We start from the raw sequence: 25,153 nt of genomic DNA on the forward strand, positions 1-25,153 counted from the left end.
CCCGGCCGCCCCGCGGCCCGCCGCGCTCACCGGTCGTCCTCCCGCACCCGGTCCAGCGGCAGCCACAGCACGGTGTGCGCGAGGTCGGCGGGCGGTGGGCCGGCGATCTCCGCGTCGCTCAGCGCGCGGTCCCACACGTGGACGTCGTCGATCACGCCGGTGAAGAACTCCCGGCCGTCCATGCGCTGACCGATGTGGACGCCGAACGGCGAGTTCCGGCTCACCGAACCGGTCACGTCGGCGACGGCCGACTGCGTGCCGTCGACGAAGAGCGTCAGCCGTCCGCCGCCGCGGCGCAGCGCCACCTGGTGCCAGCGGCCGTCGTCGAAGGTGCCGGTGATGCTCACGGCCGCCGACCGTACGGCCGTCGCGCCGTCCCGCACGGTGATCAGGGCGCGCACCCGGTCGCCGGCCGGCTCCGCCCGCAGCCAGATCTGCGGCTGTGTGGTGCCCATGCCCCCCATCCACAGCAGCGGCTGCTCACCGGTGCCGGCGGTGGAGCGGAACCGCAGGGAGGCGGTGAAGTCCTTCGTGCCGAGCGGGAGCCGGTCGCTGTAGGGCAGACGTACGCCGTCGTCGACGCCGTCGAAGGACAGCGCGCCGCCCATCACCCCGTCGGTCACCCGGGCGCCGCCCAGCACGGTCGCGGGGGCGGCGCCCGGGGCCAGGTCGGCGGTGGTCGGGTCCGGGCCGCGGGGCGGCACGAGCCAGTCCCCGGAGAAGCGGGCGAAGCGGATCTCGTCGCGGGCGTCGACGGCACCGCCCTCGTACAGCAGGCCGACGGTGTCCTCGTCGATCCGGGTCAGGTCGGAGTAGCCGGAGAAGTCCGTGGTGACGGTGGTGCCGCGGTCCAGGCTGTCCCAGGTGCGGCCGCCGTCGTAGGAGGAGCGGATCATCATCCCGCGGCGGCGGTCGGGGTCGCCGGGGCAGGCCAGCAGCAGGCGCAGGCCCAGGCGGAGGGTCGCGCACTGCACCTGGGGCGCGTAGAGGTCGGGCAGGTCGCGGAAGGGGGCGGTGAAGCTGTCGCCTCCGTCGCGGCTGACCGCCTGGGTGCGGTGGCCGAGATCCGTGCCGTCCTGCTCCCGGCCGCTGACCAGCACGGTGCCGTCGATCAGCTCGGTGAGGGTCAGTTCGGAGGGTTTCTGGCGGAAGGTGCCGTCCTCGGCGACCGGCCAGGAGTCGACGGCACCGGGGCGCCAGTGCTCGCCGCCGTCGTCGCTGACGACGAGTGCCGCGTGGTCGGCGGTGACCCGGCTGCCGTCCCAGGTCTCGGTGTTGACGCCGAGGACGAGCCGGCCGGCGTGCCGGCCGCGGGTGAGCTGGATGCCGTGCACCGGGCCGGTCGCGTACCAGGAGTTCCAGTCCGCGGGCAGGATCTCGGAGCTCAGATCGCGTGGTGCGGACCAGGTCAGGCCGTCGTCGTCGCTGTACTGGAGGTGCGGGGTGCGGTCGCAGGGGACGGCACAGCCGGCGCTGTCCGTACGCCCGGTGTTGTACGTCTCCGCCAGGAGGATGCGGCCGGTCTCGCGGTCCACGACCGGCGCGGGGTTGCCGTGGGTGTCGCCCCCGCCCTCGTTGACGACCTGGAGCGGGCCCCAGGTGCGCCCGCCGTCGGTCGAGCGCTTGAGGACGATGTCTATGTCGGCCGCGTCACCGCAGTTGAGGACCCGGCCCTCGGCGAACGCCAGCAGCGTGCCGTCCGTGGTGGTGACGATCGCCGGGATCCGGAAGCAGGCGTACCCGGGGTCCTGGGACGCCTTGAACAGCACCTGCTGCCCGAACTCCGGGCCGGCCGCCGAGGGCCGGGCGTGCGCGGGACTCGGCAGCGCGAGCAGCGCGGCGGTGGTCGACGCCGTGACGAGGGTGGATCTCAGGCGTGTACGAAGACTTGACGGCATGGCGCGACCTGCCCTTCGTGCGTCTCGACATCCGAAGGTCCGGACATCTGGAGGTCCGGACGACCGGAGGTCTGGACATCCCATGTCCAAGGGGCGTGCAGCAGACGTTGGTTGGGGCCGTCCAGGCCCGACAAGGAGCGTGCGGCAGGGGATCGGGGGCGACCTCTGCGCGGGTCCGGCCGCCGGATATCGTTGGTGCACCCAAGGGTATCGTTGGGAGCACCAACGGTATCGTCGTATCATTGGGAAGTCCAATGAATCGGCGCTAGGCTGCGTTCATGTCCGAAGCCCCGATCCCCGCGATCCGCGCCCTGCCCAGCTGGATCATCGGCCGCGCCGCCGCCCGCGGCCGGACGCTGGTCGCCGAGGCGCTCGCGGCCGAGGGCGTGAAGATGTGGCACCACGTGGTGCTGTCGGCCGTCCGCGACCTCGCCCCGGTCGCCCAGGCCGACCTCGGCCGCGGTGTCGGACTCGACCCCAAGGACCTGGTGGGCGTCCTCAACGACCTCCAGGCGGGGGGCCTGATCGTGCGCGAGCCGGATCCGAGGGACCGCCGCAAGAACGCCGTGTCGCTCACCCCGCGGGGCGAGGAGCTGCTGCTGCGCTGCGAGGACGCGGCACGGGCGGCGAACGAGGTGCTGCTCGCGCCCCTGGCGGCGGCCGAACGCGACCGGTTCACCGCTCTGCTGGTCCGCGTCGCCGCCGGCCCGGACGAGGGATGACGGCACGACGGTGAGATGACCGGGGCCGGTCCGAGGCGGGGCCCCTGCGGCGCAGGGGGCGCTCCCCGCCGGCCGGGGCCCCGCCGCCGTGTCGCGGGGAGCCGGGTCAGCCCTGGGCGGCCGCGGCCCGCAGGGCGATCCGGTCCTCGCCCGCGTACACGTTCATGGAACTGCCCCGCAGGAAGCCCACCAGGGTCAGGCCGGTCTCCGCGGCCAGGTCCACCGCCAGCGACGACGGCGCCGAGACCGCCGCCAGCATCGGTATCCCCGCCATCACCGCCTTCTGCGCCAGCTCGAAGGACGCCCGGCCCGAGACCAGCAGTATCGAACGCGACAGCGGCAGCTCGCCGTTCTGCAGGGCGCGGCCGACCAGCTTGTCGACGGCGTTGTGCCGGCCCACGTCCTCGCGGATGTCGACCAGGTCCCCGTCCTCGGTGAACAGGGCCGCCGCGTGCAGCCCCCCGGTCCGGTCGAACACCCGCTGGGCCGCGCGCAGCCGGTCGGGGAGGCTTGCCAGCAGACCGGGGTCCACCCGGACCGGGGGAGTGTCGGCGATCGGGAAGCGGGCCGTCGTACGCACCGCGTCCAGGCTCGCCTTGCCGCACAGTCCGCACGACGACGTCGTGTAGACGTTGCGCTCCAGGGTGATGTCGGGGAGGACCACCTCCGGCGCGGTCCGCACGTCGACCACGTTGTACGTGTTCGCACCGTCGGCCGTGGCCCCCGCGCAGTACACGATGTTCTGCAGGTCGGACGCGGCGGCCAGCACGCCCTCGCTCACCAGGAACCCCGCGGCCAGCGCGAAGTCGTCCCCCGGGGTGCGCATGGTGATGGCGAGCGGCCTGCCGTTGAGCCTGATCTCCAGCGGTTCCTCGGCGACGAGCGTGTCGGGCCGGCTGGAGACCGCCCCGTCCCGGATCCGGATCACCTTGCGTCGTTCCGTGACTCGTCCCATGTCCTGATCAGCCCCGGTTCTGTACGTGCTGGTAGCCGAAACGGCCCTTGATGCAGAGATTGCCGTGGGTCACCGGGTTGTCGTGCGGCGAGGTGACCTTGACGATCTCATTGTCCTGCACGTGCAGGGTCAGGTTGCAGCCCACACCGCAGTACGCGCACACCGTCGTCGTCGCGGTCTGCGCCGACTCGTCCCAGGTACCCGCCGCCCGCATGTCGAACTCGGACTTGAAGGACAGGGCCCCCGTCGGGCACACCTCGATGCAGTTGCCGCAGTACACGCAGGCGGAGTCGGTGAGCGGCGCGTCGTGCTCGACCGCGATCCGGGCGTCGAAGCCGCGGCCGGAGACGGAGATGGCGAAAGTGTTCTGCCACTGGCCGCCGCAGGCGTCCACGCACTTGTAGCACAGGATGCACTTGCCGTAGTCGCGCACGTACAGCTCGTTGTCGACCCGCGGTTCCTCCTCCATCCGGGCCGCGCCGGGGCCGAACCGGTCCGGCTCCGCCCCGTACTCCTTGATCCACCCGGCCGCCCGCGGGGTCGTCGACAGATCCACCGAGGAGGCGAGCAGCTCCAGGACGACCTTCCGGCTGTGCCGGGCGCGCTCGCTGTCGGTGCGCACCTCCATCCCCGGCTCCGCCCTGCGCGAGCAGGCCGGCACCAGGGTGCGCGAGCCCGCCACCTCGACGACACAGACCCGGCAGGCGTTCTTCGGGGTGAGGGTGTCGCCCTGGCAGAGGGTCGGCACGTCCTTCCCGGCCGCCCGGCAGGCGTCCAGCAGGGTCGAGCCCTCGGGCGCGCGCACCGGCTCCCCGTCGAGGGTGAACTCCAGCAGCCGGCGCGGGATCCCCAGCGGTGTCACGGTCATTCGTACGCCCCCAGACGGTCGATGGCGGATTCCACGGCGTTCCACGCGGTCTGCCCCAGACCGCAGATCGAGGCGTCCCGCATGGCCCGGCCGACCTCCCGCAGCAGCGCGATGTCACCGGCGGCCGCCGGGCCCGTGCGCTCGGCGATCCGGTGCAGCGCCTCCTGCTGGCGCACGGTCCCGACCCGGCACGGCACGCACTGCCCGCACGACTCGTCGCGGAAGAACTCCGCGATCCGCAGCAGCAGCCGCGGCAGCGGGACCGAATCGTCGAAGGCCATCACGACCCCCGAGCCGAGTGTCGTGCCCGCCCGGCGGGTGCCCTCGAAGGTGAGCGGGATGTCCAGCTCGTCGGGCCGTACGAAACCACCGGCCGCACCGCCCAGCAGCACCGCTCGCAGCCGCGCCCGCACCCCCGCCAGGGCGAGCAGCTCGCCGAGGGTGGCACCGAAGGGCAGTTCGTAGACGCCGGGGCGCTCCACGCTGCCCGAGACACAGAACAGCTTGGGCCCGGTGGAACCCCCGGTGCCGATCGCCGCGTAGGCCTGCGCGCCCAGGTTCAGGATCGGCAGCACGTTGACCAGCGTCTCTACGTTGTTCTCGGCCGTCGGCCGGCCGAACAGGCCCTGCTCCACCGGGAACGGCGGCTTCGAGCGTGGCTCGCCCCGGTAGCCCTCGATCGAGTTGAACAGGGCGGTCTCCTCGCCGCAGATGTACGCGCCCGCGCCCCGCCGGATCTCGATGTCGAAGTCGAAGCCCTGGCCGAGGATGTCCGCGCCGAGCAGACCGCGGGCGCGCGCCCGGTCGACGGCGTGCCGCATCCGGCGCAGCGCCCGCGGATACTCGCCGCGCAGATACAGGAACCCGCGCTCGGCGCCGACCGCGTACGCCGCGATCGTCATCGCCTCCACCAGCGCGTACGGGTCGCCCTCCATGAGCACCCGGTCCTTGAAGGTGCCCGGCTCGGACTCGTCCGCGTTGCACACCAGGTAGTGCGGACGGGCCGGCTGCGACGCCGTGGCCTGCCACTTGCGGCCGGTCGGGAAGGCGGCGCCGCCGCGCCCGGCCAGGCCGGAGTCGGTGACCTCGTGGATGACCGCGGCGGGCCCGATCGCGAAAGCCCGGCGCAGGGCCGAGTAGCCGCCGTGCGCGCGGTAGTCGTCGAGGTCGGCGGGGTCCACCACGCCGACCCGGCGCAGCAGCGTCAGCGCCGGGTCCCCGGCCTGGGGGACCGCCGACACCACCGGCGCCTCCTCGGGCGCCGCGTCCGGCGCGCGCGCCGCGCGGACGGCACCCTCCACCGTCGCCGGCGCCGACACCGCGGTGCGCACCGGATCCCCCGCCCGCACCACGAGCGCCGCCGGAGCCCGCTCGCACAGGCCCAGACAGGGGCTGCGCTCGACGCCCACCCCGCTGCCCGGACCGAGCCCGGCCTCGACGTCCGCGCACAGCTGCGAGGCCCCGGCGGCCGCGCAGGCGAGGTCCGTGCACACCTGGAGCACGGTCGCGGGCCGTGGCCGCACCGAGAACATCGCGTAGAAGGTGGCGACCCCGTACGCCTCCGCCGGCGGCACCGTCAGCCGCCGGCACAGATAGCCGAGCGCGCCCTCGCTGATCCAGCCGACCCGGTCGTTGATCGCGTGCAGCCCCGGCAGCAGCAGATCACGGCGGTCCCGGGCGGTGCGGCCGCCGCGCGCCCACCTCAGGTCGCCGTCGGAGCGGTCCGCCCCCTCCCACGAGGACTGCGGAGGGCCGAGCAGGGCGTCGACGGCCGCCCGCTCCTCGTCCGTGGGCTTGCCGTCGCCGAAGTGCAGGTCCACCACGTCACCTCACTGGGTCGCAGCCGGGAGCTTGTCGATCCGGATCGCCGACGCCTTGAACTCCGCCGTCCCCGCGATCGGGCAGTTCGCCTCGATCGTCAGCCGGTTGGTGTCCACCTCGTCGGGAAAGTGCATGGTCATGAAGGCCAGCCCGGGGCGCAGCGCGGGGTCGATCCACACCGGCGCGACGACCGTGCCGCGCCGCGAGGACACCCTGACCTCCTCGCCGACCACCACCCCGTGCCGCTCGGCGTCCTCCGGGCACAGCTCCAGGTACTCGCCGCGCCGCAGCGGGGAGGCGAAACCCCCGCTCTGCACACCGGTGTTGTAGGAGTCGAGCCGCCGCCCGGTGGTCAGCCGGATCGGGTACTCCTCGTCGGTGAGGTCGACCGGCGGATCGTGCCGCACCAGCCCGAACGGCGCCCTGGGGCCCCGCAGTCCGGGGTCCGCCTCCCACAACCGGCCGTGCAGATAGCCCGGTTCGATCCGTTCGGTGCTCGGGCACGGCCACTGGATGCCCTGGTGCTCCTCCAGCCGTGCGTACGTCATCCCGTGGTGGTCCGGCGACACCGACCGCAGCTCGTTCCACACCGCCTCGGAGTCGGCGTACTTCCAGTGGTGGCCGAGCCGGGCCGCCAGGTCGCAGAGGATGTCGACGTCCTCGCGCGCCTCGCCCGGCGGGGCGACCGCCCGGCGCACCCGCTGGACCCGCCGCTCGCTGTTCGTGGTGGTGCCCTCGGTCTCCGCCCAGCCCGCCGTGGCGGGCAGCACGACGTCCGCCAGCTCGGCCGTGCGGGTCAGGAAGATGTCCTGCACGACGAGGAAGTCGAGGGCGTGCAGCCGCCGTTCGGCCTGTTCGCTGTCGGCCTCCGACTGCGCCGGGTTCTCCCCGATGCAGTACACGGCCCGCAGCGTGCCCTCCTCCATCGCCTCGAACATCTCCGTCAGGTTCAGCCCGTGGCGCGGCTCGATGACGGTGTCCCAGGCCGCCTCGAACTTCCGCCGCGCCCCGGGGTCGAGGATGTCCTGGAAGCCGGGCAGGCGGTTGGGGATGGCTCCCATGTCGCCGCCGCCCTGCACGTTGTTCTGGCCGCGCAGCGGCTGGAGCCCGGAGCCGTAGCGGCCCACATGACCGGTCAGCAGGGAGAGGTTGATCAGCGCCCGGACGTTGTCCGTGCCGTTGTGGTGCTCGGTGATGCCCAGGGTCCAGCACAGCTGGGCGCGCTCGGCCCGGGCGTAGGCGTGCGCCAACTCCTGGATGGCACGCGCCGGTACACCGGTCACCTTCTCCGCGAGCGACAGCGTCCAGGGCTCCACGAGCCGCCGGTACTCCGCGAAGCCGCTCGTCGCCCGCCGCACGAACGCCTCGTTGGCCAGGCCCGCGTGGATGATCTCGCGGCCGAGCGCGTGGGCCATCGGGATGTCGGTACCGACGTTCAGGCCGAGCCAGCTCTCCGCCCACTCGGCGGTGCTGGTGCGCCGTGGATCGACCGCGTACATCCGGGCGCCGTTCCTGATCCCCTTCAGCGCGTGCTGGAAGAAGATCGGGTGCGCGAAGCGGGCGTTGGAGCCCCACATCACGATGACGTCCGTGTGCTCGATCTCCTCGTACGACGACGTCCCGCCGCCGGAGCCGAACGCGGCCGACAGGCCCGCCACGCTGGGCGCGTGACAGGTCCGGTTGCAGGAGTCCACGTTGTTGGTGCCCATCACGACCCGGGCGAACTTCTGCGCCACGTAGTTCATCTCGTTGGTCGCGCGGGCGCAGGAGAACAGGCCGAACGCGCCGCGCGCCGCCGCCAGGCCCCGGGCGGTGCGCTCCAGCGCCTCCTCCCAGGTCGCCTGCCGGAACGGCTCGTCGCGCGAGTCCCGTACGAGCGGGTGGGTGAGCCGGGTGTACGTCTTCGGGGTCCGGTCGCGTTTGCTCATGCGGCGCTCCTCAGCGCGAGCAGGTCCGAGATGGCGTGCACGGTGCGCAGGGTCGGCACCGGCACGCCGGTGATCCGCGCCAGCTCGACGACGGCGGCGAGCAGCACGTCGAGCTCCAGCGGTTTGCCGCGCTCCAGGTCCTGGAGCGTGGAGGTGCGGTGGTCGCCGACGCGCTCCGCGCCCGCGAGCCGGCGTTCGATGGAGACGCCGACCTCGCAGCCGAGCGCCTCGGCGACGGCGAGCGTCTCGCGCATCATCAGCTCGATGACCTCGCGGGTGCCGCCGTGCCGGCACATCTGCCGCATGGTGGCGCGGGCGAGCGCGCTGATCGGGTTGAAGGAGATGTTGCCGAGCAGCTTGAGCCAGATGTCGTTGCGCAGGTCAGGCTCGACCGGGCACTTCAGCCCGCCGGCGACCATGGCCTCACCGAAGGCCAGACAGCGCGCCGAGACGCTGCGGTCGGGCTCGCCGACCGAGAACCGGGTGCCTTCCAAGTGCCTTACGACACCGGGGGCTTCGAGCTCGGTCGCCGCGTAGACCACGCAGCCGACGGCCCGTTCGGGCGCGAGCACCGCACTGACCGCGCCGGCCGGGTCCACGCTCTCGACGCGGTGGCCGTCGTAGGGGCCGCCGTGCCGGTGGAAGTACCACCAGGGGATGCCGTTCTGGGCGGCCACGACCGCCGTGGTGCCGTGCAGCAGGGGCTCGATCAGCGGCCCGCACGCCGCGTACGAGTTGGCCTTGAGGCCGAGGAAGACGTAGTCGGCCGGGCCCACTTCGGCCGGGTCGTCGGTGGCGTGGGGGCGGGCGGTGAAGTCGCCGCGCGGGCTGAGCACTTGTACGCCGTGCCGCCTCATGGCCGCCAGATGCGGTCCACGGGCGATGAGGTGCACGTCGGCGCCGGCGCGGTGGAGCGCGGCACCGGCGTAGGCGCCGATCGCACCGGCGCCGAGGACTGCGACTTTCACTTCGGAACGCTCCGTTCGGTCGAGGGAGTACCGCGGAGGTGGGGAAGACGCCGACGCCGCACACGATGTCGACGAAATATTGTCTACAGTATGGAGATAACCCGGGCAAGGGGTCGCGTCAGCCCGCGTCCGGTCCGTGTCATGACGTGCGTCCCGACCGCTCGGCGCAGTCTGGATACCGTTCACCGCATACGGTCGACCCGACCGCTTCTCAACTCCCGTGCCCCTGCCTACCGTCCGGGATCATGAGTCCTCCCGTCGCACCCGCCGGGTGGAGCCGCTGGCTGGTTCCGCCCGCCGCCCTCGCCGTGCATCTGTCCATCGGCCAGGCCTACGCCTGGAGCGTGTTCAAGCCGCCCCTCGAATCCGCGCTCGGCCTCAGCGGCACCCAGAGCGCCCTGCCCTTCCAGCTCGGCATTGTGATGCTCGGCCTGTCGGCCGCGTTCGGCGGCACCCTGGTGGAGCGCAGGGGGCCGCGCTGGGCGATGACCGTGGCGCTGGTCTGCTTCTCGTCCGGCTTCCTGATCTCCGCCCTCGGCGCCGCGAGCGAGCAGTACTGGCTGATCGTCCTCGGCTACGGCTTCGTCGGCGGGATCGGCCTCGGCGTCGGCTACATCTCGCCCGTCTCCACCCTGATCAAGTGGTTCCCCGACCGTCCCGGCATGGCGACCGGCATCGCCATCATGGGCTTCGGCGGCGGCGCGCTCATCGCCTCGCCGTGGTCGGCGCAGATGCTGGAGTCGTTCGGCTCCGACAGTTCCGGGATCGCGCTCGCGTTCCTCGTGCACGGGCTGTCGTACGCCGTCTTCATGCTGCTCGGCGTGCTGCTGGTGCGGGTGCCGCGCGGTACGGGGCAGGGTGCGGCGCCCGGTGACGGCGGGGCGCCGGCCGCGGCCGGGGGTGCCGGTGCCGTCGAGGGGGTGCAGGTGTCGGCGCGCAGCGCCGTGCGCACCCCGCAGTTCTGGTGCCTCTGGGTCGTTCTGTGCATGAACGTCACCGCCGGGATCGGCATCCTGGAGAAGGCCGCCCCGATGATCGCGGACTTCTTCGCCGACAGCTCCACCCCGGTCTCCGCGACGGCCGCCGCCGGCTTCGTCGCCCTGCTGTCGGCGGCCAACATGGCAGGCCGCATCGGCTGGTCGTCGACCTCCGACCTGATCGGGCGCAAGAACGTCTACCGCGTCTACCTCGGCGTCGGCGCCGTGATGTACGCCCTGATCGCGTTGCTGGGCGACACCTCGAAACCGCTGTTCATCGGGTGCGCGCTGGTGATCCTCTCCTTCTACGGCGGCGGCTTCGCCACGATCCCCGCGTATCTCAAGGACCTGTTCGGCAGCTACCAGGTCGGCGCCGTCCACGGCCGGCTGCTCACCGCCTGGTCCACCGCCGGCGTGCTCGGCCCGCTGATCGTCAACTGGATCGCCGACCGCCAGGAGGAGGCCGGGAAACACGGCTCCGCCCTGTACTCGCTGTCGTTCTTCATCATGATCGGGCTGCTCGCGGTCGGTTTCGTGGCCAACGAACTGGTCCGGCCCGTCCACCCCCGCCACCACCTCCCCGTACCCGGAAAGGACGCCGATGTCCGGCAACGACAGCAGCCAGAGTCCGCCTGACCGGCGGGCGCTGATCGCCTTCGCCTGGCTGTGGGTGGGCGCGCCGCTCGCCTACGGGGTGTACGAACTCGTACAGCGGGCCCGACAACTGTTCACCGGCTGACGCCACCGCACGGGGGCGCGCTGCCGGGGTTGCGGCGATTGAGGTCTGACGGAAGCCGACAACCCGGGCGCGCGTTTCCTGTGGCATCACCTGTCCTCGTACCCGTGAGTCACTGTTCAGACTGGTGGATCCCGCTACTCACGGCAACGAGGGGACCCTCCCATGCACGGCTCGCGCATCGCCGCCGTCGGCCACTACCAGCCCGCCAGGGTGCTCACCAACGAGGAACTGGCGGGCATGGTCGACACCAGTGACGAGTGGATCCGGTCCCGGGTGGGCATCCTGACCCGGCACATCGCCGGCCCCGACGAACCCGTCGACGACCTGGCCGCGCAGGCCGCCGCGAAGGCGCTCGCGGCCGCCGGGCTCACCCCCAGCGACATCGACCTGGTCCTGGTCGCCACGTCGACGGCCGTGGACCGCTCCCCGAACATGGCGGCCCGGGTCGCCGCCCGGCTGGGCGTCCCCTCGCCCGCCGCGATCGACGTCAACGTGGTGTGCGCCGGCTTCACCCACGCCCTCGCCACCGCGGACCACACCATCCGCGCGGGCGCCGCCACCCGGGCCCTGGTCATCGGCGCCGACAAGATGTCCGAGGTCACCGACTGGACGGACCGTACGACCTGCGTGCTCGTCGGCGACGGCGCGGGCGCCGTGGTGGTCGAGGCGTGCGCCGAGGGCCAGGAGCCGGGGATCGCGCCCGTGCTGTGGGGGTCGGTGCCCGAGATGGGGCACGCCGTGCGCATCGAGGGACAGCCCGCGCGCTTCGCGCAGGAGGGCCAGAGCGTCTACCGGTGGGCGACCACCCAGCTGCCGCCGCTGGCCCGGCAGGCCTGCGAGCGGGCCGGACTCACCCCCGAGGACCTCGCGGCCGTCGTCCTGCACCAGGCGAACCTGCGCATCATCGAGCCGCTCGCGGGGAAGATCGGCGCGGTGAACGCGGTCGTGGCCCGGGACGTCAGCGAGTCCGGCAACACCTCCGCGGCGAGCATCCCGCTGGCCTTCTCCAAACTGGTGGAGCGCGGCGAGGTCCGCACCGGGGACCCGGTCCTGCTGTTCGGCTTCGGCGGGAACCTCTCGTACGCCGGGCAGGTCGTCCGCTGCCCGTGAGCCGCCCACGGCGGGTGCCAGGGCCGTAGACTGTAGACGAAAGCCAATCCAGGCCGGCGCTCCGACCGCTGTGCACGGCCCGCCGAGGAGGGGGACCGCGATGTTGTCGACAGGACTGCCGCAGGGGGCGGTGCCCAGGCTCGAACGCCCAGGTCCACTGCGTGACCGCGTCTACGAGGCACTGCTCGAACTCATCACCACCCGGGCCCTCCAGCCCGGCCAGCACCTCGTCGAGAGCGAGCTCGCCGGGCATCTCGGGGTCTCCCGGCAGCCGGTGCGCGAGGCGCTGCAACGGCTCAACACCGAGGGCTGGGTCGATCTGCGCCCCGCGCAGGGCGCGTTCGTGCACGAGCCCACGGAGCAGGAGGCCGACCAACTGCTCACCGTGCGTACGCTGTTGGAGGCCGAGGCGGCCCGGCTGGCGGCGGCCAACGCCACCGGCGCGGGCATCGAGGCGCTGGAGGAACTGCTGGCGCAGGGGCTGCAGGCCGTCGCCGACGACGACGTGGACGCCGCCGTGGCCCTCAACGCCCGCTTCCACGCCAAGATCATGGAGCTGGCGGGCAACGCGGTCCTCGCCGAACTCGCGGCCCAGGTCGACCGCCGGGTGCGCTGGTACTACACGCCTGTCGCCCGCCGGCGCGGACAGCAGTCGTGGATCGAGCACCGGGACCTGATCGCCGCGATCGCCGACGGCGACGAGCAGGAGGCCACCCGTCTGATGCGCGAACACACCGAACACACCCGAAACTCCTACCACGCCCGCACCAGGCCCTGAGACCCGGCAGCACCTGAGGTGGCCCTCCCCGGGAGCAGGGGCGGGCCACCTCGTGACATGCGGGCCGTCCGGCGGCCGTCCGCGGTGTTCGTGTCCGCGGGCCGGTCGTAGGTGCTTGCCGTCGTCAGACCGCCGGCCGTGGTGCGGTCGGCGTGTTGTGGCCCGGCTGTCGCAGCAGCAGCGCGATCGCCGCCGCGACCATCGAGATCCCGCCGGCCAGCGCGTACGCGCCGTTGTAGCCCCAGGCCGCGACCACCATGGAGCCGAGGCCGCCGCCGAACAGGCCGCTGACGAGCTTGCCGCTGTACACCAGCCCGTAGTTGGTGGCGTTGTAGTTCTCGCCGAAGTAGTCCGGCGTCAGTGCCGCGAACATCGGGTAGAAGGCGCCGCCGCCGAACCCGGACAGGAAGGCGAAGAACAGGAACAGCCATTCGCTCCTCAGGTCGCCCGCCAGGATCACGCCGAACTGGGCGAGGCCCAGCACGACGATGACGAACACCAGGGTCGGCTTGCGGCCCCACCGGTCGGACAGCCAGCCGACGACCCCGCGTCCGACGCCGTTGATGACCGCCATCACGCCCATCGACGAGGCGGCGACGAGCGGACCGAAGCCGACCTCCTTGGCGAAGTCGACCTGGAAGGAGATCCCGAAGATCGACACCCCGGCGGTGAGCACGATCGAGATCCACATCAGCGGGAGCATCCCGGACCTGACGGCCTCCCTGGGGGTGAACTGCCGTGTCGCAGGAGGGTTCTTGGAGGTCCGGGCCGGGCTCTCGCCGTCGGCGGCGAGGGTCGGCGGGTCGATGCCGGCCGGCCACCAGTTCTTCGGCGGGTCCTTGAACAGGAACGCGCACCCGAACACCACGATCATGATGTAACAGCCGATCAGGTCCAGCACCCGGTGGTAGTTCCCGGTGTCGAACGCGTAGTTGAAGATGAAGATGAACGGCAGCGAACCGTACGCGAAGCCGCCGTTGACGAACCCCGTGCGCGCGCCGCGGCGTTCGGGGAACCACTTGCCGACCATGTTGATGCAGGTCGCGTAGACCAGCCCGGCGCCGATCCCGCCGACGACCCCGAAGCCCAGGATCGCGAGCAGGACGTTGCTCAGGTGGGACAGGGCGAGGAACCCCAGGAGACACATGCCGGAGCCCAGGTGCATGGCCCGGCGGGCGGTCAGGATGCCCCGCTCGCGCAGCCAGCCCGCCGGGAAGGCGATGCCGGCCTGGAAGAACACCCAGACGCTGAGGATCCAGAAGGTGTTGCTCTGGGTCCAGCCGTGCGCGTGCGAGAGGGTGTCCTCGGCCGAGCCGTAGGCGTACTCGAAGACGCTGATGGCCATCATGGCGATCCACGGCAGATACACCATGAGCTTGCGGGAGTGGCCGAGGATGTCCCGGTCGGTCTCGCCGACCCGGTAGACCCGGCCGCGGGAGTCGGTTATTTCACGGTAGGGGCGGTGCGCCGCGCCGGGGCCGGCCGACGCGCTGTTCGTAGCGACGGGATCCGCAGTCATCTCACGCCATCTCCTCGCCGAGCGGTTGCGGGTTGGGGACGATGCTCCGGGCCTTGGGCCGGCCCGGAGCCTTCAGGAAGAGCGCCAGCACCGCGGAGGCCAGCCCGATCGAGCCCGCGAGGACGAACGCGCCGTGGTAGTCCCACGTGTCGACCACGATGGCGCCGACGCCCGAGCCGACGAGCCCGGAGATCAGCTTGGAGCTGTAGACCATCCCGTAGTTGGTGGCGTTGTTGTTCTCACCGAAGTAGTCGGCCGTCATGGCCGCGAACAGCGGGAAGATCGCCCCGCCGCCGAAGCCGGAGACCATGGAGCAGAACAGGAAGAACGGCATGCTGCCCAGCTGGCCGGAGACCAGCACGCCGAACTGCGCGGTGCCCAGCACGACACAGACGATGACCAGCGTGCTGCGGCGTCCGCAGCGGTCGGATATCCAGCCGATCACGCCCCGGCCGGTGCCGTTGACGATGGCCTTCAAGGACATCGCCGTGGCGACGATGCCGCCCGCGAAACCCATGTCCTTGCCGAACGGCACCTGGAAGGCGATGCCGAAGATGTTGATGCCGGCCGTGCACAGCAGACAGAACCACATCATCCACAGGACAGGGGTACGGGCCGCCTCCTTCGGGGTGTACTGCCGGACCGCCGGCGGGTTCTTCTCCAGCGCCCGGCGGATCTTCGGGTCGTCGGTCGCCCGCAGCGGGTCGACCGTGGCAGGCCACCAGTTCTTCGGCGGGTCCCGGAAGAACCAGCCGGCCGACGCCACCACCAGGCACAGCCCGACACCCACCAGCGCCAGCACGGTCTCGTAGTTGCCCAGGTCCATGTACGAGGTGAACAGGAAGACGAAGGGCACGGACCCGTACGCGAAACCGCCGTTGACGAAGCCCGTCTTGCCGCCCTTGCGCTCCGGATACCACTTGCCGACCATGTTCACGCACGTCGCGTAGACCAGACCGGCGCCGATACCGCTGCACATGCCGAAGCCGAAGTAGGCGACGAGCACGTTCGGCGCGTACGCCAGCGACAGATAGCCGGTCATCGTGCCGACCGCGCCGATCAGCATCGCCGTGCGCGCCGGGAGCCGGCCGCTCTCGCGCAGCCGCCCGGCCGGGAAGGCCACGGCGGCCTGGAAGAACACCCAGACGCCCATGAGCCAGAAGATGTGCCCGCTGCTCCACAGATGCGCGTCGTGGAGCGTGTCCTCCGCCGACGTGAACGCGTACTCGGCGGAACTGATGCCCATCATGCCCACCCAGGGCAGGACGACCATCCAGGTGCGCCTGCGGCCCATGATGTCGACATCGGTCTCGCCGATGCGGTACACGCGGCCGTTGCGGTCCCTCACCTCCCGGTAGGGGACGGAGGCCGGGTAGTCGGTCGTTGTCATGTCACTCAGCACCCCTTGCGTCGAAAGCTCTGGCCAGCGCCCCCTGTCCAAATGCGTTTCGTGCGCGCACGGGTCCCCGGGGCGGCCGACGCGCACCGTCGGCCGCCCCCGCGTCCGGTCACCTCATGACCCGCCTCCCAACAGGCCCGCCGCCCGCGCCCACCGGTACTTCGCGCCCAGGACGGCCACCGGCTTCTCGGTCGTGTACGGGTACGCCACGACCCCTCGCTCGTAGAGGTACTGGCAGGCCGCCTCGACCTCGACGTCCCCGGCGAGCGAGGCCACCACCGGCTTCTCGATCCCGCGCTCCCGGAACTCGGCCACCACGCGCGCGGTGAGCTCGGCGAACACCATCGGCGGGGTGACGATGGTGTGCCAGTAGCCGAGGATCAGGGCGTGGATGCGCGGGTCCTCCAGGCCCAGCCGGATCGTCGCCTCGTACGTCGACGGCGGCTCGCCCCCGGTGATGTCCACCGGGTTGCCCGCGGCCCCGAAGGGCGGGATGAACGCCCTGAACGACGCGTCCAGATCGGGCGGGATCTCCATCAGCGACAGCCCGTTGTCGCTCACCGCGTCCGACAGCAGCACACCGCTGCCGCCGGCTCCCGTGATGATCACGACGTTCTCGCCCCGGGGGGTGGGCAGCACCGGCAGCCCGCGCGCGTACTCCAGCATCTCGTTGAGCCCCGGCGCCCGGATGACCCCCGCCTGCCGCAGGATGTCGTCGTACACGGCGTCGTCGCCCGCCAGCGCACCCGTGTGCGAGCCGGCCGCCCGCGCGCCGGCCGCCGTACGGCCCGCCTTGAGGACGACGACGGGCTTCCTGACGATGGTCTCGCGTGCCGCCGCCACGAAGGCCCGCCCGTCCTTGAGGTCCTCCAGGTGCATCGCGACGCACTCGGTGTGCGGGTCCTCGGCGAACCAGGTCAGCAGATCGTCCTCGTCCAGATCCGCCTTGTTGCCGAGCCCGACGATCGCCGACACCCCCGTCTTCGTGGTGCGGGCGAAGCCGAGCACGGCCATCCCGATGCCACCGGACTGCGAGGTCAGCGCCACCCCGCCCTTGACGTCGTACGGGGTGCAGAACGTGGCGCACAGGTCCTGCCACGTCGAGTAGTAGCCGTAGATGTTCGGGCCGAGCAGCCGGATCCCGTGCCGCTGCGCGATCGCCACGATCTCGTCCTGGAGCCCCTGTTCACCGGTCTCCGCGAACCCGGAGGGGATCAGCACGGCGTTGGGGATCCGCTTGCGGCCGACCTCCTCCAGCGCCGCCGCCACGTACCGGGCGGGGATCGCGAAGACCGCCACGTCCACCTCGCCGGGCACGTCGGTGACGCTCCTGTACGCCTTGCGGCCCAGGATGTCGTCGGCCCTGGGGTTCACCGGGTGGATCTCCCCGGCGAAGCCGCCGTCGACCAGGTTGCGCATCACCGAGTTGCCGATCTTCCCGGACTCGGCGGAGGCGCCGATCACGGCGATCGAGCCCGGCTGCATCAGCCGGCGCATGCTGGTCAGGATCTCGTCGCGGGTGTACCGGCGGCGCGGCGGCGGCTGCGACTCGGCGAGGACGACCCGGATGTCGGCGGCGACCGCCCCCTGCGCCGTCGCGATCACCGGATTGAGGTCCACCTCGGCGATCTCGGGGAACTCGTCGACCAGTTGGGACACCCGGCGGATCTGCTCGGCGAGCGCCCACCGGTCCACCGGCGCCGCGCCGCGCACCCCGCGCAGCACCTCCGCCGCACGGATCGAGTCGAGCATGGCCAGCGCCTCGTCGGCGGCCACCGGCGCCAGCCGGAACGTGACGTCCCTGAGCACCTCGACGAGCACCCCGCCGAGCCCGAACGCCACCACCTTCCCGAACGTGGGGTCGGTCACCGCGCCGACGATGACCTCCTGCCCGGGCGGCAGCAGTTCCTGCACCTGTACGCCCACGATGCGCGCCCGCGGGTCGTACGCCCGCGCGTTCCCGACGATCTCGTGGAACGCGGCCCGGACCGCGCTCGCGCCCTCGACCCCGACGACCACCCCGCCCGCGTCGGTCTTGTGCGGGATGTCCGGAGAGACGATCTTCATCACCACCGGCCGGCCGAAGCGCGCGGCGCACGCCACCGCCTCGTCCACGTCGGCGGCCAGTTCCTCGCCCGGTACGGCGATCCCGTACGCGTCCGCGATCACCTTGCCCTCGGGCGCGGTGAGCGCGGTCCGGCCCTCGGCCCGTACGGCGTCCAGGAGCGCGCGCACCCTCGACAGCCGGTCCTCGGCCATCACGTCAGATCACCCCGTTCGACTTGAGCAGACGCAGCTCCTCGTCGCCGAGCCCCAGCTCACCGACGTACACCTCTTCGTTGTGCTCCCCGAGCAGCGGCGAACTGCGCACCTGCACGGGGGAGTCGGAGAGCTTCAGCGGGCTGCCCACGGTCACGAACTCGCCGCGCTCGGGGTGCGCGACGGTGACCACCATCTCGTCGGCGATCAGCGACTCGTCCTCGATGATCTCCCTGGTGGACAGGATCGGCCCGCACGGGACGTCGTGGGCGTTGAGCCGCTCCAGCACCTCCCACTTGGGCAGGGTCGAGGACCACTCCTCGATCAGCTGGAACATCTTGGTCAGCTTGGGCAGCCGGGCCCCCGGGGTCGCCCACTCGGGGTCGTCGGCCAGCTCGGGCCGGCCGATCAGCGCGGTGAGCGGCCGCCAGCCGACGGGCTGCACGATGACGTACACGTAGTCGTTCGGGCCGCCCGGCGCGCACCTGACCGCCCAGCCGGGCTGGCCCCCGCCGGAGGCGTTCCCGGACCTGGGCACCTCCCGGCCGAAGTCGTCGTTGGGATATTCGGCGAGCGGTCCGTGTGCCAGGCGCTGCTGGTCCCGCAGCTTCACCCGGCACAGGTTGAGCACGGCGTGCTGCATGGCCACGTTCACCCGCTGGCCGCGCCCGGTGCGCTCACGCTGGTACAGGGCCGCGAGGATCCCCGCCACGCAGTGCACACCCGTCCCCGAGTCCCCGATCTGGGCCCCCGTCGCCAGCGGCGGCCCGTCCTCGAAACCGGTGGTCGACATCGACCCGCCCATGGCCTGCGCGACGACCTCGTACGCCTTGAAACCGGTGTACGGACCGTCGCCGAACCCCTTGATGGAGGCGTAGACGATCCGTGGATTGATCTCCTTGATGCGGTCCCAGGTGAAGCCCATCCGGTCCACCGCGCCCGGCCCGAAGTTCTCGACCATGACGTCGGAGCGCCGGATCAGCTCGGTGAGGATGTCCCGGCCGCGCTCGGTCTTGGTGTTGAGGGTGATGCTGCGCTTGTTGCAGTTGAGCATCGTGAAGTAGAGGGAGTCGACGTCCGGGAGGTCGCGCAGCTGGCCCCGGGTGATGTCCCCGGTCGGCGCCTCCAGCTTGACGACGTCGGCCCCGAGCCAGGCGAGCAGCTGGGTCGCGGAGGGCCCGGACTGGACGTGGGTCATGTCGAGGACGCGGATGCCCTCAAGTGCACTCGCGGTCATGGGCGTTCACCTCACTTGTACATCGTCTGGTTCATGGTTCCGGGGGCGTACGCGTCCGGGTCGACCCAGACGTTGATCAGCGACGGCTTGCCGGACTCACGGGCCCGGCGCAGCGCGGGCGCGATGTCGGCGGGGTCGCGGACCTCCTCGCCGTGGCCGCCCAGCATCCGGGCGAACTCGTCGTAGCGGACGTCGCCCAGGGTGTTGCCGACCCGCTCGCGTTCCGGGCCGTACTTCTGGGCCTGGCCGTAACGGATCTGGTTCATGGAGGAGTTGTTGCCGACGATGCCGACGAACGGGAGGTCGTAGCGCACCAGGGTCTCGAAGTCCCAGCCGGTCAGGGAGAATGCGCCGTCGCCGAACAGGGCCACGACCTCCTTGTCGGGCCGTGCCTGCTTGGCGGCCAGGACGAAGGGCACGCCCACGCCGAGGGTGCCCAGCGGGCCCGGGTCCATCCAGTGGCCCGGCGACTTGGGCTGGACGACCTGCCCGGAGAAGGTGACGATGTCGCCGCCGTCGCCGATGTAGATCGAGTCCTCGGTGAGGAAGTCGTTGATCTCGCTCACCAGCCGGTACGGATGGATCGGCGAGGCGTCCGAGCGCAGGCTCGGCAGCCGCTTGTCCAGCGCGGTCCGCTCGGCGGCGCGCAGTTCGTCCAGCCACTCCTTGCGCTTGGCGGCGCCCCCGTTCACCCGCCCGGACGCGGCGTCGGCCACCGACCTCAGGACCAGGCCGGCGTCTCCGACGATGCCGAGGTCGACGTCGCGGTTCTTGCCGACGGTGCGGTAGTCGAGGTCGATCTGCACGACCGTCGCCGCCGGTGACAGCCGCTTGCCGTAGCCCATGCGGAAGTCGAAGGGGGTGCCGACGATCACGATGACGTCGGCGTGGGAGAACGCGTACCGGCGGGAGAGCTGGAAGTGGTGCGGGTCGCCGGGCGGCAGCGTGCCGCGGCCGGCGCCGTTCATGTACGCGGGGATGTTCAGGGCGCGCACCAGCTCGACGGCCGCCTCGGTGCCGCGGGTCGTCCACACCTGGCTGCCGAGCAGGATCGCCGGTTTCTCGGCGTGCACCAGCAGGTCGGCGAGCCTCTCCACCGACTCCGGGTCGCCCGCCGAACGGGTCGAGGCCCGGTAGTGCCCCGCCTTCGGCACCCGGGCCCGCTCCACCGGCACCTTCGCGTCGAGGACGTCGCGCGGGATCTCCAGGAAGGAGGGGCCGGGGGCGCCGTGGTAGCACTCGCGGAACGCCATGGAGACCATGTCCGCCGCGCGTGCGGTGTCCGGCACGGTCGCCGCGAACTTGGTGATGGGCGTCATCATGTCGACGTGCGGCAGGTCCTGGAGGGAGCCCATCCGGTGCTGGGTGAGGGCCCCCTGGCCGCCGATCAGCAGCATGGGGGACTCGGCGCGGAAGGCGTTGGCGACACCGGTGACGGCGTCGGTCGTACCGGGGCCCGCGGTGACGACCGCGCAGCCGGGCCTGCCGGTGATGCGCGCGTAGCCGTCGGCGGCGTGGGCGGCGACCTGCTCATGGCGTACGTCGACGACTTCTATGCCCTCGTCGACGCAGCCGTCGTAGATGTCGATGATGTGGCCGCCGCACAGCGTGTAGATGCGGTCGACCCCCTCGGCCCTGAGTGCCTTGGCAACGAGATGGCCGCCGGAGATCACGTCGTCCTGCGTGTCGTCGGGCATGGCGAAGTCCTGTCCCTTCGTAGGGGGGAGCTCGTAGGGGTGGGAACGCTCTCGCGGTACATTGCATACAGTCGACGAATACTGTATGAAGCTTGTTATCCCGCATCCGCTGGGCGGTGTCCAGGGGCGTGCGGCACTTTTCGGGCCGGCGCCGGAAGCCCCGCCGGACCCGGGCCCGCAAGCCGGGTCCGTGCGCCGGCCGGGTGTGGAAGCCGGGCCCGAAGGCGGGGGAGGAAGCCCGGAGTCCGGACCGGCGGGGCCGGGGGCGACCCGCAAGACCAAGAGGGCAGACGACAGGAGCCGAGATGGACCTGTACGAACACCAGGCACGGCAGCTCTTCGAGGAACACGGCATCCCGGTGCCACCGGCCGAGGTCACCGACTCGCCGAAGGAAGCACGCGGGATCGCCCGCAGGCTGGGCGGCCGGGCCGTCGTCAAGGCCCAGGTCAGGACCGGCGGACGCGGCAAGGCCGGCGGCGTGAGGCTCGCCGCGGACCCGGCCGCCGCCGAACTGACCGCCCGGCAGATCCTCGGCATGGACATCAAGGGCCACCGGGTCGGCGCCGTGATGCTGGCCCGGCCCGTCGACATCGAGGCCGAGTACTACGTCTCCTACGTACTGGACCGCGCGGCCGGCGGCTTTCTCGCGATCGCCTCCGCCGAGGGCGGCACGGACATCGAGGAGGTCGCCGCGTCCCGGCCCGAGGCCGTGGCGCGCATACCCGTCGACCCGGCCGAGGGCGTCACCTCCGCGAAGGCCGGCGAGATCGCCGAGGCGGCCGGCCTGCCGCCGCGGACCGTCGACGCGCTGGTCCGCCTCTGGCAGGTGCTGGTCGCCGAGGACGCCCTCCTCGTCGAGGTCAACCCGCTCGTGCGCACCCCGCAGGGCCATATCCTCGCCCTGGACGGCAAGGTCACCCTCGACGACAACGCCCGCTTCCGGCAGGAACGCTGGGGCGCCGACACCCCCGCGTCCGGCGACCCGCTGGAGGCGGCGGCCGCCGCGAAGGGCCTCGACTACGTCAGGCTGGACGGCGAGGTCGGCGTCATCGGCAACGGCGCGGGGCTCGTCATGTCGACGCTCGACGTGGTCGCGGGCTGCGGCGCACGCCCCGCGAACTTCCTCGACATCGGCGGCGGCGCATCCGCCCGCGTCATGGCCGACGGGCTCTCCGTCGTCCTCGCCGACCCGGCGGTCAAGTCCGTCCTCGTCAACGTCTTCGGCGGCATCACCGCCTGCGACACGGTCGCCGAAGGCATCGTGCAGGCGCTGGAGAGCGTACGGCTGACCAAACCGCTCGTGGTACGCCTCGACGGGAACAACGCGGCCCGCGGCCGCGCCGTCCTCGACCGGCGCGCCCACCCCCGGGTCGAACAGGCCACCACCATGGACGGCGCGGCCCGCCGTGCCGCACAACTCGCCACCGACGCCTGAGGAGACGGGACGACATGGCCATTTACCTCACCAAGGACAGCAGGGTCCTCGTCCAGGGGATGACCGGCGGCGAGGGCACCAGGCACACCCGCCGGATGCTCGCGGCCGGCACCAACGTGGTCGGCGGCGTCAACCCCCGCAAGGCGGGCCGCAGCGTCGACTTCGACGTCCCCCGCGGCCCGGACGGCCGGGCCGGCGCCACCGTCACGGTTCCCGTCTTCGGCTCGGTCCGCGAGGGCATGGCGGCGACCGGCGCCGACGTCACCGTCGTCTTCGTCCCGCCCCCCTTCGCCAAGGGGGCCGTGATCGAGGCCGCCGACGCGGGCATCGGCCTCGCCGTCGTCATCACCGAGGGCGTCCCGGTGCACGACACCGTCGCCTTCACCGCCCACGCGCGGCGGCGGGGAACCAGGATCATCGGCCCCAACTGCCCCGGCCTGATCACCCCCGGCCAGTCCGGCGCGGGCATCATCCCCGCGGACATCGCCGAGCCCGGCCGGATCGGCCTGGTGTCCAAGTCCGGCACCCTGACCTACCAGCTCATGCACGAACTGCGCGACGTCGGCTTCTCGACCTGTGTGGGCATCGGCGGCGACCCTGTCGTCGGCACCACGCACATCGACTGCCTGGCCGCGTTCCAGGACGACCCCGACACCGACCTGATCGTCCTCATCGGCGAGATCGGCGGCGACGCGGAGGAACGCGCGGCCGCGTACATCCGCGCCCATGTCGCCAAGCCCGTCGTCGCCTACATCGCGGGCTTCACCGCGCCCGAGGGGCGGACGATGGGGCACGCGGGCGCGATCGTCTCCGGTACGACCGGTACGGCGCAGGCGAAGAAGCGGGCCCTGGAGGCGGCCGGCGTACGGGTCGGGGACACCCCGACGGACACGGCCCGCCTCGTCCTGGCCACGCTCGCCGGACACGACCGCGGCCGTGATGTCACTCATAGTTGATGTGAGGTGACTGTCACCCGCCGGGTGGATGTCACTACGTTCATCCGTGCGAGACGCTTGCAGGGACGAGAAGCGCAGGTAAGAACGAGAGACGCATATAAGGACGAGAGGCGCATGCAGGAGCGAGCGACTCCTGTGGCGGCGAAACCGTCACCCGCAGGACGTCCGTCCACGCATCCATGCGTACCGACGCCCGCCCGTGCCCGGTGGTGCGAACCGTGTACGGCGCGAGCCATCCGTATCCCGCCCCCGACTGTGCACCGAGAGCGGAGTCCGACCATGGCACCCACCCCCGACCTGAACCCCGACCCGAATCCGGACAGTGGGGCTTCCGGCCCCCGGACCCTCACCATCAAAGCCGGAACGTCCTGGTCCGAGGCCTGGCGGCGCTGTCTGGCCGTCGCGCCCGAGGCCTTCCGGGACGACCGTGTCCTCAACCTCTGGCAGGCCGGCTGGCAGGCGGACGGCCGGGCCCTGCCCGCCACCAGCCCCGTCGACGGCAGCCCGATCGCGGGCGCGCCGCGCCTGGACCGGGACACCGCCCGGCAGGCCGTACGAGCCTCGCTCGACCAGCACCGGGCCTGGCGGCACGTACCGCTCGACGAACGGCGGGCCCGGGTCGCAGCCACCCTCGACGCCCTCACCGAGCACCGGGAACTCCTCGCCCTGCTGCTCGTCTGGGAGATCGGCAAGCCCTGGCGGCTCGCCCAGGCCGACGTCGACCGGGCCATCGACGGAGTGCGCTGGTACGTCGACGGCATCGAGCCGATGATCGCCGGCCGGGCGCCGCTGGAGGGCCCGGTCTCCAACATCGCGAGCTGGAACTACCCGATGAGCGTGCTCGTCCACGCGCTGCTGGTCCAGGCGCTGGCGGGCAACGCGGTCATCGCCAAGACCCCGACCGACGGCGGTGTCGCCTGTCTGACGCTGGCCTGCGCGCTGGCGGCCCGTGAGGGCATCCCCGTCACCCTGGTCAGCGGCGGCGGGGGCGAGCTGTCGGAGGCGCTGGTGCGGGCGCCGGAGATCGGCTGCGTCTCCTTCGTCGGCGGCCGCGACACCGGCGCCACGGTGGCCACGGCGGTCGCCGACCTCGGCAAACGGCACATCCTCGAACAGGAGGGACTCAACACCTGGGGCATCTGGAACCACTCGGACTGGGACGCGCTGACGGCCGCCGTGCCCAAACTCTTCGACTACGGCAAGCAGCGCTGCACGGCCTATCCGCGCTTCGTCGTCCAGCGCGAGCTGTTCGACGCGTTCCTCGCCGCGTACCTTCCGGCGGTCCGCACGCTCAGGATCGGTCACCCGCTCGCCGTCGACCGGCCCGACGACCCCTGCCCCGCGCTGGACTTCGGCCCTGTGATCAACGCGGCCAAGGCCAAGGAGCTGACGGACCAGGTGGCCGAGGCCGTCGACCGCGGCGCGATCCCGCTGCACCGGGGCAACCCGGCCGACGCCCGCTTCCTGCCCGGTCAGGACACCTCCGCCTACGTCCAGCCGGTCACGCTCCTGAACCCGCCCCCGTCCTCCCCGCTGCACCACGCGGAACCCTTCGGTCCGGTCGACACCATCGTCCTGGTCGACACGGAGGCGGAGCTGCTCGCCGCGATGAACGCGTCCAACGGCGCGCTGGTCGCCACGCTGTCCACGGACGACCGGGCCACCTTCGACCGGCTGGCGCCGCAGATCCGCGCCTTCAAGGTGGGACACGGAAAGCCTCGCTCGCGCGGCGACCGTGACGAGCTGTTCGGCGGCTTCGGCGCGTCCTGGCGCGGCGCGTTCGTCGGCGGCGAGCTGCTGGTGCGAGCGGTGACCCAGGGGCCGGCGGGCGAACGGCTGCCGGGCAACTTCCCGGACTACCACCTCATGCCCTGACCCACCTCGGG

The 25,153-nt window shown here is 72.0% G+C and carries 19 protein-coding genes; 8 read left to right on the plus strand and 11 right to left on the minus strand.

What is annotated here, in order from left to right; genetic code table 11:
• Positions 1–26: 26 nt before the first annotated feature.
• Entirely contained in the window at positions 27–1,898 is a 1,872-nt protein-coding gene (locus ABT085_RS00075) for an exo-alpha-sialidase (protein ID WP_351599807.1), read from the minus strand.
• 278 nt (positions 1,899–2,176) lie between these two features.
• Between ABT085_RS00075 and ABT085_RS00080 the strand changes: the two genes are divergently transcribed.
• Entirely contained in the window at positions 2,177–2,620 is a 444-nt protein-coding gene (locus tag ABT085_RS00080) for a MarR family winged helix-turn-helix transcriptional regulator (protein WP_351599809.1), read from the plus strand.
• A gap of 106 nt (positions 2,621–2,726) precedes the next feature.
• Here ABT085_RS00080 and fdhD read toward each other — a convergent pair whose 3' ends face one another.
• The 5 genes from fdhD to ABT085_RS00105 are packed head-to-tail and all read right to left on the minus strand — an operon-like array spanning position 2,727 to position 9,160.
• Complete coding sequence (gene fdhD, locus ABT085_RS00085; protein ID WP_351599813.1) at positions 2,727–3,575, minus strand: formate dehydrogenase accessory sulfurtransferase FdhD; 849 nt, start codon at positions 3,573–3,575, stop codon at positions 2,727–2,729.
• 7 nt (positions 3,576–3,582) lie between these two features.
• On the minus strand, positions 3,583–4,443 hold the full coding sequence (locus ABT085_RS00090) for a 2Fe-2S iron-sulfur cluster-binding protein (RefSeq protein ID WP_351599815.1): 861 nt from the start codon (positions 4,441–4,443) through the stop codon (positions 3,583–3,585).
• Positions 4,440–6,263, minus strand: coding sequence for an NAD(P)H-dependent oxidoreductase subunit E (locus ABT085_RS00095; RefSeq protein ID WP_351599817.1), 1,824 nt, complete (start codon positions 6,261–6,263; stop codon positions 4,440–4,442). The genes ABT085_RS00090 and ABT085_RS00095 overlap by 4 nt, the downstream gene beginning before the upstream one ends.
• A 9-nt stretch (positions 6,264–6,272) precedes the next feature.
• Positions 6,273–8,192, minus strand: coding sequence for a molybdopterin oxidoreductase family protein (locus ABT085_RS00100; protein WP_351599819.1), 1,920 nt, complete (start codon positions 8,190–8,192; stop codon positions 6,273–6,275).
• Positions 8,189–9,160, minus strand: coding sequence for a 2-dehydropantoate 2-reductase (locus ABT085_RS00105; protein ID WP_351599821.1), 972 nt, complete (start codon positions 9,158–9,160; stop codon positions 8,189–8,191). Before ABT085_RS00105 ends, ABT085_RS00100 begins: the two co-directional genes overlap by 4 nt.
• 245 nt (positions 9,161–9,405) lie before the next feature.
• Here ABT085_RS00105 and ABT085_RS00110 point away from each other — a divergent pair, with 245 nt between their 5' ends.
• From ABT085_RS00110 to ABT085_RS00125, 4 genes are all read left to right on the plus strand, one after another.
• The gene (locus ABT085_RS00110; protein ID WP_351599822.1) at positions 9,406–10,773 is read left to right on the plus strand and encodes an OFA family MFS transporter; all 1,368 of its coding nucleotides are present in this window, start codon (positions 9,406–9,408) and stop codon (positions 10,771–10,773) included.
• A complete protein-coding gene (locus ABT085_RS00115) occupies positions 10,739–10,876 on the plus strand; it encodes an MFS transporter small subunit (RefSeq protein ID WP_351599824.1) in 138 nt (45 codons plus the stop codon). Before ABT085_RS00110 ends, ABT085_RS00115 begins: the two co-directional genes overlap by 35 nt.
• Positions 10,877–11,038: 162 nt before the next feature.
• Positions 11,039–11,986, plus strand: coding sequence for a beta-ketoacyl-ACP synthase III (locus ABT085_RS00120; protein ID WP_351599826.1), 948 nt, complete (start codon positions 11,039–11,041; stop codon positions 11,984–11,986).
• A gap of 100 nt (positions 11,987–12,086) precedes the next feature.
• Positions 12,087–12,764: a GntR family transcriptional regulator gene (locus ABT085_RS00125; RefSeq protein ID WP_351599828.1), complete on the plus strand. Its 678-nt coding sequence runs from the start codon at positions 12,087–12,089 to the stop codon at positions 12,762–12,764.
• A gap of 124 nt (positions 12,765–12,888) precedes the next feature.
• Here ABT085_RS00125 and ABT085_RS00130 read toward each other — a convergent pair whose 3' ends face one another.
• From ABT085_RS00130 to ABT085_RS00150, 5 genes are all read right to left on the minus strand, one after another.
• A complete protein-coding gene (locus tag ABT085_RS00130; RefSeq protein ID WP_351599830.1) occupies positions 12,889–14,283 on the minus strand; it encodes an OFA family MFS transporter in 1,395 nt (464 codons plus the stop codon).
• Position 14,284: 1 nt separating this feature from the next.
• A complete protein-coding gene (locus ABT085_RS00135) occupies positions 14,285–15,673 on the minus strand; it encodes an OFA family MFS transporter (RefSeq protein ID WP_351599832.1) in 1,389 nt (462 codons plus the stop codon).
• Between the two features lie 123 nt (positions 15,674–15,796).
• Positions 15,797–17,941, minus strand: a complete 2,145-nt coding sequence (locus ABT085_RS00140) for an acetate--CoA ligase family protein (protein ID WP_351599933.1) — start codon at positions 17,939–17,941, stop codon at positions 15,797–15,799.
• Between the two features lie 4 nt (positions 17,942–17,945).
• The gene (frc, locus tag ABT085_RS00145) at positions 17,946–19,178 is read right to left on the minus strand and encodes a formyl-CoA transferase (protein WP_351599834.1); all 1,233 of its coding nucleotides are present in this window, start codon (positions 19,176–19,178) and stop codon (positions 17,946–17,948) included.
• Between the two features lie 11 nt (positions 19,179–19,189).
• Complete coding sequence (locus tag ABT085_RS00150) at positions 19,190–20,875, minus strand: thiamine pyrophosphate-binding protein (RefSeq protein ID WP_351599836.1); 1,686 nt, start codon at positions 20,873–20,875, stop codon at positions 19,190–19,192.
• Between the two features lie 305 nt (positions 20,876–21,180).
• Between ABT085_RS00150 and sucC the strand changes: the two genes are divergently transcribed.
• The 3 genes from sucC to ABT085_RS00165 all read left to right on the plus strand — a co-directional run bounded on the left by sucC (position 21,181) and on the right by ABT085_RS00165 (position 25,142).
• The gene (gene sucC, locus ABT085_RS00155; RefSeq protein ID WP_351599838.1) at positions 21,181–22,311 is read left to right on the plus strand and encodes an ADP-forming succinate--CoA ligase subunit beta; all 1,131 of its coding nucleotides are present in this window, start codon (positions 21,181–21,183) and stop codon (positions 22,309–22,311) included.
• Between the two features lie 14 nt (positions 22,312–22,325).
• On the plus strand, positions 22,326–23,267 hold the full coding sequence (gene sucD, locus ABT085_RS00160) for a succinate--CoA ligase subunit alpha (protein WP_351599840.1): 942 nt from the start codon (positions 22,326–22,328) through the stop codon (positions 23,265–23,267).
• A gap of 279 nt (positions 23,268–23,546) precedes the next feature.
• Entirely contained in the window at positions 23,547–25,142 is a 1,596-nt protein-coding gene (locus ABT085_RS00165) for an aldehyde dehydrogenase family protein (RefSeq protein ID WP_351599842.1), read from the plus strand.
• The last annotated feature ends 11 nt before the right edge of the window (positions 25,143–25,153 follow it).

This window comes from Streptomyces sp. NPDC002265, assembly GCF_040296125.1.
Lineage (GTDB): Bacteria > Actinomycetota > Actinomycetes > Streptomycetales > Streptomycetaceae > Streptomyces.